Source organism: Streptococcus sp. 2018110 (genome assembly GCF_019754115.1).
Taxonomy (GTDB): domain Bacteria; phylum Bacillota; class Bacilli; order Lactobacillales; family Streptococcaceae; genus Streptococcus; species Streptococcus hashimotonensis.
In genome coordinates this window covers 43,566-52,472 of record NZ_JAIJZO010000016.1, presented here as the reverse complement: position 1 = coordinate 52,472, position 8,907 = coordinate 43,566, and the positions used below count along the sequence as shown (strand labels likewise).

General features: G+C 42.4%; 2 protein-coding genes. Both read right to left on the bottom strand.

Annotated features, from left to right (window positions below):
* The coding region (locus K5Q34_RS09305; RefSeq protein WP_221864883.1) for an isopeptide-forming domain-containing fimbrial protein at positions 1 to 5,834 on the bottom strand (5,834 nt) is incomplete at its 3' end.
* A 120-nt stretch (positions 5,835 to 5,954) separates the two neighbouring features.
* Positions 5,955 to 8,744, bottom strand: coding sequence for a G5 domain-containing protein (locus tag K5Q34_RS09300; protein ID WP_221864882.1), 2,790 nt, complete (start codon positions 8,742 to 8,744; stop codon positions 5,955 to 5,957).
* Positions 8,745 to 8,907 lie beyond the last annotated feature (163 nt).

Sequence of the window (8,907 nt, the reverse complement as noted above, 5' to 3'; positions counted from 1 at the left end):
TGGTAGGTGAAGCTTTCTTCACGTGTTGCCAAGTCCGCACGGTCCGCTCCATTTACATCCTTGACAATCGGTGGATTCTCTGGACTTGGTGGAGTGACTGGTACTTCATTTGATTTCTTCTTCGTCTCTGGGTTGTTATTGATCACATACTCGGCCGTATTCGGAATCTCGGTCTTGCCGTCTACCTTATAGGCTGAGAGGTTCGCACCTGGACGAATCTTAGCATTAAATGTCACTACGACTTCTTTACCGCCGTTAGCTTTCACTTGTGCTTCTGAAAGGGTGACTGTCAAGCGTTGGTCTTGAACCGCAATCGTTGCGTCGGCACTTGCGTCCTTGCCATCGATTGTGACAGTTGCGCCACCTTTTTCGCCATCAAACTCTAAGACATCTACGAGGGTATCGCTGATCTCAAAGGCTGTCGCATCAGTTGGTACCGCACTGGTGATATGGTAGGTGAAGCTTTCTTCACGTGTTGCCAAGTCCGCACGGTCCGCTCCATTTACGTCCTTGACAATCGGTGGATTCTCTGGACTTGGTGGAGTCACTGTGACTGGTTCTGACGTTACTTTTGGTTTATTATCAACCGTAATATTCGCAACGTTAGGAACTTTGACTGCTCCATCTGTAATGTAGTCTGACAAGTTGACATTAGCGCGAATCTTAGCTTTAAATGTCACCACGACTGCCTGACCTTGAAGTTTAGAAAGTTGATCTGACGTCAAGTTGATCGTCAAGTTTTGGTTTTCTGTCTTCACAGTTGTTTCCTGTGTGACATCTTTATCACCAATCTTAACAACGACTTCGCCCTTACCATCTGCTCCCGCAAACTCTAGAACATCCTTCAGTTCGTCAGTGATTTCGAATTTCTTCGCATCAGTTGGAACCTGAGTAGAAATGCTGTATTCAAACGTTTGGTCACGGTTTGTCAAGTTCTCATGAGCTTTACCGTTAACCTTCTTATCTACTGTCGGTGTTGGTGGAGTTGGTGGAGTGACGGTTACTGGATTTGAATTTTCCTTCGGCTTGTTATCAATTGTGAAGCTTGCCGTATTTGGAATCTTCGTAGTATTGTCATCCGCATTCAAGTAGCCTGATAAGTTAGCGTTCGCACGAATCTTAGCTTTGAAGGTTACAACAACTGCTTTACCACTATCTTTCTGCAGCTGTTCTGGTGACAATTTAACACTCAAGTTTTGACCTGAAGTAGCGATCGTTACAGCATCGGTCACCGTAGTATCACCAATAGTTACTACTACATCTCCCTTGCCTTCTGCACCGGCGAACTCTAGAACTTCCACAAGTTCATCGGTGATTTCGAAGCTTTTCGCATCGGTTGGAACCTGAGTTTGAATAGTATACTCAAACACATCCTCACGATTAGTCAAATCTTCATGTTGTTTCTTATTAACTTCCTTAACAATTGTTGGATTGTTTGGAGTTGGTGGGGTTACTGTGACTGGTTTTGAATCAACCTTAGGTTTGTGATCAACACTGATGCTTGCCGTGTTTGGAATCTTAATCGTGTTGCTTCCTTCTTCCAAGTAGCCTGTCAAGTTGACATTAGCACGAATCTTAGATTTGAAGGTTACAACAACAGCCTTACCGGCATCATCTTTCAAGTGAGTAGCACTCAATTGAACACTTAATTGTTGACCTGCTACAGTAACAGTGCTTTCTTTCGTTACGTCCTTATCACCGATCTTAACAACGACGTCGCCCTTACCATCTGCACCGGCAAACTCTAGAACATCTTTGAGTTCATCAGTGATTTCGAAGCTTTTCGCATCGGTTGGAACTTGGGTATTGATAGTGTACTCAAACACTTCATCACGTTGTGGAAGATCTGCGTGGACTTGATTGTTAACCAACTTATCTACTGTTGGGTCAGTTGGTGTCGGTGGAGTCACTGTAACTGGTTCTGACGTTACTTTTGGTTTATTATCAACCGTAATATTCGCAACGTTAGGAACTTTGACTGCTCCATCTGTAATGTAGTCTGACAAGTTGACATTAGCGCGAATCTTAGCTTTAAATGTCACCACGACTGCCTGACCTTGAAGTTTAGAAAGTTGATCTGACGTCAAGTTGATCGTCAAGTTTTGGTTTTCTGTCTTCACAGTTGTTTCCTGTGTGACATCTTTATCACCAATCTTAACAACGACTTCGCCCTTACCATCTGCTCCCGCAAACTCTAGAACATCCTTCAGTTCGTCAGTGATTTCGAATTTCTTCGCATCAGTTGGAACCTGAGTAGAAATGCTGTATTCAAACGTTTGGTCACGGTTTGTCAAGTTCTCATGAGCTTGACCGTTAACCTTCTTATCTACTGTCGGTGTTGGTGGAGTTGGTGGAGTGACGGTTACTTCATTAGATTCTTTAGGATTATTGTTCAGAATATACTTAGCTGTATTCGGAATAAGTGTTGTTCCAGTTTGAACATACTTATCTGCTGACAGGTTTGCATCTCCTCTAATCTTAGCATTAAAGGTAACAACTATTGGCTTACCTGCATCATTTGTAAGTTGTTCTTTCGTGAACTTAATGCCTAAATTACGTCCGACAGCTGATACTTCAACTGCATCTGTAACCACTGTATCTGCAATTTTAACAACTACATCACCTTGGTTTCCTGCAAATTCAAGTGCCTCATCCAACTCATCAGTGATTTCAAACGTGTCGGCACCTTTAGGAACCGTTGATTTGATTGTGTATTCGAACACCTCATCACGCTTCGTTAAGTCAGCGTGTTGTTTCCCATTGACTTGTTTTTCAATAAGTGGTGGTGGAGTAACAATAACTGGTGGAGTCGGCGGAGTTTCTTTTTCACCTGTGCTAGACGGATCGCGGTAGTAGACTTTTGCCTCATTAGGAATCTGTGCAAAGGCTGTACCAGATTTCACTTTAGCAGGAATCGTTAAATGAACTGTCTCGCCTCCAGATAATAATGCAAAACTACCCGGTTTGATTGCTGCTGTTACAGTACGTGTAACCGCATCGTAACTTACATCAAAATGTTGACTTAATTCTGCATTGACAAATGGTTGTGCTCCATCTTTAAGCTCAAGACGTTCATCCAAGACGTCAACAATCTTGTATGACTTATAAGCGCTGATATCATCAGGCAATTTTGTCTTAATATCAAACGTGAAATCTTCACTCTCTTGGAGAACGTTGTGTTCATCCTTCGCATCGTTGATTTTCTTGCTGATTCCTGGCTCTTTTGGAGTCACATATACAATATTAGACTTTTGCGGTTTCCCGTTCAGCACTACTTGTGCTTCGTTAGGAACCTTGATTTCGCCATTCACAACATACTTAGCTAAATTCGCATTATCTCGAATTTTTGCCTTGATTCCAATTCTAACCACAGCTGGTTGAGTGTAGTTATTTGTTGCACGGCGAATTTGGATATTCAACGCATTAGTGATATCTGCTTTAACCAAGTTCAAAGCAACGGACTGCTTGTTAGCATCAATTGTTAATTTGTTAGTTAACGTAGCATTTTGTACATCGTTAATAAATACCTCTGCCGAGATAACCTCTAGCTCAGGAACTAGGGTGTCTGAAATAGAGTAGGTATCAAACAAACCTGGCCATGAAGACTCCACATTGTAGTAGAATTCTTGCGACCTATTTTCTAGATACTCTTGCGAGTTTCCAGGTTTATAACCTGCTTCCTTATTTGGAACACTTTGAACATCTTTTTTGATGTCTGTTTCCACAGGAGGTTTAACATAAACAGTATTTGAACGACGTGTCTTAGCTTCCTCATCTTCCGGATTATTTGTCTTACCGTTCCATACAATGTTTGCTTGGTTTAGGATACCCAAACCATCATTCTCTTGTAAAATTTGACGATAAACAACCGGATTGTTCGCATTCGAATATTGATCCTTAATACGCACCTTCACATGGAGAGTATATTGCTTGAATTTGTGAGCTCCATACTTACCTTCATCCACATACTGAGTCTGTGTTCCAGGCGCTTCCGGAATATCCGCAACAACAATCGTTCGTTGATTACCTAGGGCGTCGTTCCCTGTGGTCGTTCGAATCTTGAAATTATTTAGACGTTGGCCATCTTGACCTGTCACATAAGCATCGACATACTCTAAACGATAGTCTAGCTTGTCGATCAACATAGGATTTGCTTCGAAGTTCAATGGCGCATTATTCATGCGATAAAGAACTTGGTACGTAAAGCCTTCGCTAAATGTACTCAAATTAGCAGCGTATGACTTTTTACCTTTTACAACTGGATCATCCAACTGACCTGTATCATTAGATTGATCCGCATCTGTGATAGATTTCGTTGCACTTGGGTAACAGTATTTCAAGTCAGTAACTTGAACAGTGGTTGGATCCTTAGAACCAATCAAATCACTTACGTATTCACCAACCTTAAAGCGTCCAGTCAACTGACCGACTGTTTCGGTCTTAGTTTCTGGTTGGTAGCCATCGGCAGGATCTGTTTCCTCATCTTCTGATAGAGCCGCATCTTCTGCCGCTGTCTTCGTCAAGTCGTATTCAAACGAGTTTTTACCAGGATTAAAGACGCTGTCTGGTACAGAAATCGTTACTTTAGTCCCTTCTTGGGTAACAGAACCTTGAATTTCTGTGTTCTCGTTCGTTACTGTCTCAACAACCTTCTTGCCATTGATAGTAACACTATTAACTTTATAACCATCCGTAACCGTAAAGTCACCAACAATATTTTCTTTAATCATTGCAGATGTAACGGCTTTTAAAATGTTTTCAGCAAAACGATTTGCATCTGTTTGCTCATTGACATAAAAAGATACCGGATTGCCGTTAATAGTTTTATCAGGAGAGGCTACTGATTGCAAAGCAGCATGGAAAACTTCCTGTACTGACCGTTTATCAGTACCGACATTAATTCCTGCCCTTTCATATGCTGTACCATCTCGATATGCAGAACCGTAACCTGTTAGCGTCTCAAAGGTTGGAACATCCTCCCAGAAACCAACAACAACTGTTCCGTCGTCACCAATTGCTTTCTTGATCCTGTCACCCGCTTGGGTCAACTCAGCCGCACGAGCAAGGTAGTTTTGAGAGGCCTCTGGCCATGAACTTGTACCCCAACTTTTTTGAAGTGCAAATGTTCTGTTAAAACTTTCTTGGATATATACGCGACCATCAGCTGCACGGTACCCGTTAGCTACACCATCAGTCACCAAAAGGAATACTGTTTTCCTATTGTTTGCCATTCCTCCGCCGGAATTTTTAATCTGATTATAGCTATTAAGTACGTCATCAATAGCCGGAACCGTCGGAGTTCCTCCTCCAACAGCGATACTATTAATGAAATTATGGACCTGATTTGAATTAGTCAGCAAACCATTCGTCGATTTGTATGAATAAGTTGTACCAGCATTCCCCATTTGATTATACGAAGTATAATTGGTATCTGGTCCTGTACTATAGATTGCACCACTATTATAAAACGTAGCATTATCATAGTACTGTATTCCATCCAAACCTTGGAAAGTCGCAACCATTACACGGTCTGTTGTTTTCTCATCTCCCGTGAAAACAAGTCGTGGATTTTTTTCATCATATGCATTAGCATCTACCGCTGTTGTCAGCGTTCGTAGAGCAGATTGCACACTACCGATAGTATTTTTAAAAGATCCACTCGCATCCTGCAAGATTACCAAGTCAATTGGCTGACGTGGTAATCCCCAGTTCACTTCTTGCTTTGTTTCAATCTTAATCGCACAACCTTTTTGCGAGACGGTTGTGGTTACTCCATCTGTGGTCGTTGAACCTAAGTCGGCGGCCTGGATATTCGGGACGGAAGTTATAAGCATACCTAGTTGTGATAGCAACACTGAGAACATCATAAACAGATGTCTCAGCCTTCGATACTTTTTCATAACTATTAAAAGTTCCTTTCTAGATAAATCCCCCTACGCTCACCAACAATCGTATTATTGTTGTTTGCGTTTTTTAATAAATGCCACCCCCATCATAACGAAACCAACAAATGTCATCCAAATAGATGTAGACACTCGCTCTCCCGTTTCTGGAAGCACCGTTTTATTTTTATCATTTTGTGAGGTTTGAGGTTTGGTTACCGTTTCCTCATTTTTTTGAACATCGTTCTTGATTGAAGGAGCTACTTTCTTCGTACCAACCTTAATCACTTCATTCACAGCTGGAGTTGTCACGCTATCGCTCTTAACTTCACGACCTGTTTCTACTCCATCTGTCTTCGTTACGGTATAGACGATTGTACGAACACCAGCCTTACCAGCTGCGGATACAACTTCCTTACCTTCTTCAAGGGTAGGATCGTTCTCACGAACTGTCTCATAAGCAACAGCTTCTGTCTCCGTTACTTCTTCTGTTGTGATGACTGGGGCTTTCTTCGTACCAACCTTGATCACTTCGTTCACAGCTGGAGTTGTAATAGTGTCGCTCTTAACTTCACGACCTGTTTCCACTCCATCTGTCTTCGTTACTGTATAGACGATTGTACGAACACCAGCCTTACCAGCTACGGATACGACTTCCTTACCTTCTTCAAGAGTAGGATCGTCTTCACGAACTGTCTCATAAGCAACAGCTTCTGTCTCCGTTACTTCTTCTGTTGTGATGACTGGGGCTTTCTTCGTACCAACCTTGATCACTTCGTTCACAGCTGGAGTTGTAATAGTGTCGCTCTTAACTTCACGACCTGTTTCTACTCCATCTGTCTTCGTTACGGTATAGACGATTGTACGAACACCAGCCTTACCAGCTACGGATACGACTTCCTTACCTTCTTCAAGAGTAGGGTCGTTCTCGCGAACTGTCTCATAAGCAACAGCTTCTGTCTCCGTTACTTCTTCTGTTGTGATGACTGGGGCTTTCTTCGTACCAACCTTGATCACTTCGTTCACAGCTGGAGTTGTCACGCTATCGCTCTTAACAACACGACTTGTTTCTACTCCATCTGTCTTCGTCACAGTATAGACGATTGTACGAACACCGGCCTTACCAGCTACGGATACGACTTCCTTACCTTCTTCAAGGGTAGGATCGTTCTCACGAACTGTCTCATAAGGAACGGCTTTGGTCTCCGTTACTTCTTCTGTTGTGATGACTGGCGCTTTCTTCGTACCAACTTTAATCACTTCATTTACAGCTGGAGTTGTCACGCTATCGCTCTTAACAACACGACTTGTTTCTACTCCATCTGTCTTCGTTACGGTATAGACGATTGTACGAACACCAGCCTTACCAGCTACGGATACGACTTCCTTACCTTCTTCAAGGGTAGGATCGTTCTCACGAACTGTCTCATAAGGAACGGCTTTGGTCTCCGTTACTTCTTCTGTTGTGATGACTGGTGCTTTCTTCGTACCAACCTTAATCACTTCATTCACAGCTGGAGTTGTCACGCTATCGCTCTTAACAACACGACTTGTTTCTACTCCATCTGTCTTCGTCACAGTATAGACGATTGTACGAACACCGGCCTTACCAGCTACGGATACGACTTCCTTACCTTCTTCAAGGGTAGGATCGTTCTCACGAACTGTCTCATAAGGAACGGCTTTGGTCTCCGTTACTTCTTCTGTTGTGATGACTGGTGCTTTCTTCGTACCAACCTTAATCACTTCATTCACAGCTGGAGTTGTAATGCTATCGCTCTTAACAACACGACTTGTTTCTACTCCATCTGTCTTCGTTACTGTATAGACAATTGTGCGAACACCAGCCTTACCAGCTACGGATACAACTTCCTTACCTTCTTCAAGGGTAGGATCGTTCTCACGAATTGTCTCATAAGGAACGGCTTTGGTCTCCGTTACTTCTTCTGTTGTGATGACTGGTGCTTTCTTCGTACCAACCTTAATCACTTCATTCACAGCTGGAGTTGTAATGCTATCGCTCTTAACAACACGACTTGTTTCTACTCCATCTGTCTTCGTTACTGTATAGACAATTGTGCGAACACCAGCCTTACCAGCTACGGATACAACTTCCTTACCTTCTTCAAGGGTAGGATCGTTCTCACGAATTGTCTCATAAGGAACTGCTTTGGTCTCTGTCTCTTCTTCAAGAGTAATTACAGAAACAACTGTTTTCTTCGTACCAACCTTAATCACTTCATTTACAGCTGGAGTTGTAACACTATCGCTCTTAACAACGCGACCTGTTTCTACTCCATCTGTCTTTGTCACAGTATAGACGATTGTACGAACACCTACTTGTCCCGGCGTCGCAACTTCTTCCTTACCTTCTTCAAGGTTCGGATCTTTTATCCGAATGGTTTCATACGGCTCTTCTTTCGTCTCTGTCACTTCTTCTGTTGTGATAACAGGAGATGGTGGCTGAACAGTTCCACTCAATTGAGCGCGGATTGCCTCAATACGAGCTTGGAGTTTTGCTCTTTCTGCGGAGTTTTTTACATTACTCACCGCAGCGATACTAGTAGCATAACCCCCCATAGCATCGGATTCTGTAAACAAATAGTCAGCAGTATCCTTATCGCCATCTGCAAGCGAAGCTTCTATTTCAGACAAATAGCCTGAGATCTTTTTAATTAAAGCAAGCTGCTCTGCATCTGGAAGTTCTTCATCTTCTCCTGGAGGAGTCTCCCCGGGTGGAAGATCGTTGGCATTGACTACCGTCGAACCGATCAACATTACATTGTTAAACCACGGCAACGGGTTCAACAAACTTGCAATGAGAGCAAGTCCAACGAGTCCTTGGAACCTTTTACTTCTCATAAAATTTCCCCTTTTCATAATATTTTAGGAATTTAAATATCCCAAATAATTATAGCGTTTATATAGAGAAAAAGCAATAAAAAACAGAACTTAGGTGATTTTTATAAAGCCTATAGCTACACGTTTTCAATCTATTTTCATCTGTTTTTTGTCTGTTTTTTAA

What these genes read in the sequence shown, in the direction of transcription:
- K5Q34_RS09300 (WP_221864882.1), bottom strand. Translation starts at nt 8,744, where the DNA reads ATGAGAAGTAAAAGGTTCCAAGGACTCGTTGGACTTGCTCTCATTGCA.